The organism is Methyloceanibacter marginalis, assembly GCF_001723295.1.
Taxonomy (GTDB): Bacteria; Pseudomonadota; Alphaproteobacteria; order Rhizobiales; family Methyloligellaceae; genus Methyloceanibacter; species Methyloceanibacter marginalis.
In genome coordinates this window covers 1-1,333 of the sequence record NZ_LPWD01000144.1, presented here as the reverse complement: position 1 = coordinate 1,333, position 1,333 = coordinate 1, and the positions used below count along the sequence as shown (strand labels likewise).

Annotated in this window: 1 pseudogene; it reads left to right on the top strand. The window is 65.6% G+C overall.

Features of this window, described 5'->3' with window-relative positions:
• A pseudogene (locus tag AUC71_RS06230) lies at positions 1-1,333 on the top strand (formate dehydrogenase beta subunit); the annotation flags it as partial.

Sequence of the window (1,333 nt, the reverse complement as noted above, 5' to 3'; positions counted from 1 at the left end):
TCGGCGCCGAGGCCGTCGCGAAGAAATTCCGCGACGAGGCCAAGGACCGCGGTCTCGATGTGGAGATCGTGCGCACGGGTTCGCGCGGCATGTATTGGCTGGAGCCGCTGATCGAGGTCGAGACGCCGCAGGGCCGGGTCGGCTACGGGCCGGTCAAGGCTTCGACGGTCGGCGATCTCATCAATGCCGGGATGCTCGACGGCAAGCCGCACGAAAAATGTATCGGCGTGGTGGACGAATATCCCTGGATCAAGAACCAGACCCGCCTCACCTTCGCCCGCTGCGGTATCATCGATCCGCGCTCGGTCGAGGATTACCAGGCTCATGGCGGCTATGAAGGCCTGAAGAAAGCCATCGAGGGCGGCCCGAAGACCATCATCGAGGAGGTTCTGACCTCAGGCTTGCGCGGCCGTGGCGGCGCGGGCTTCCCCACCGGCATCAAATGGCGCACGGTCTCCGAGACGCCGCCTCAGCAAAAATACATCGTCTGCAACGCCGACGAAGGCGATAGCGGCACCTTCGCCGACCGCATGATCATGGAAGGCGATCCCCTCGTGCTGATCGAAGGCATGACCATCGCCGGCATCGCGGTGGGCGCCACCTACGGCTATATCTATCTCCGCTCCGAATATCCCCACGCCTTCGAGACCCTGAACATCGCCATCGAGGAAGCGCGCAAGGCCGGCTTCCTCGGCGACAATGTCATGGGCTCGGGCTATGCCTACGACATGGAAGTCAGGCTCGGCGCCGGGGCCTATGTGTGCGGCGAGGAGACCTCGCTGCTGGACAGCCTGGAAGGCAAGCGCGGCGAAGTGCGCGCCAAGCCGCCGCTCCCCGCCCATGTCGGCCTGTTCGGCCAGCCCACGATCATCAACAACGTGCTGTCGCTCGCCTCCGTGCCGATCATCATGGACAGAGGCGGGGAGTTCTATCGCGATTTCGGCATGGGCAAGTCGCGCGGCACCATGCCCATCCAGCTCGCCGGCAATATCAAGCACGGCGGCCTCTACGAAACGGCCTTCGGCATCACGCTCGGCGAGCTGGTGGACGAGATCGGCGGCGGCACCTATTCGGGCCGGCCCGTGCGCGCCGTCCAGGGTGGGCGGTCCGCTCGGCGCGTATATGCCGCGCGCGCTGTTCGACACGCCGTTCGACTACGAGGCCTTCACGGCCGTCGACGGGCTGATCGGCCATGGCGGAATCGTGGTGTTCGACGACACGGTGGACATGGCCCAGCAAGCCCGCTTCGCCATGGAGTTCTGCGCCGTGGAGTCTTGCGGCAAGTGCACGCCCTGCCGGATCGGCTCCGCCCGCCGGCATGGAACTGATGGAC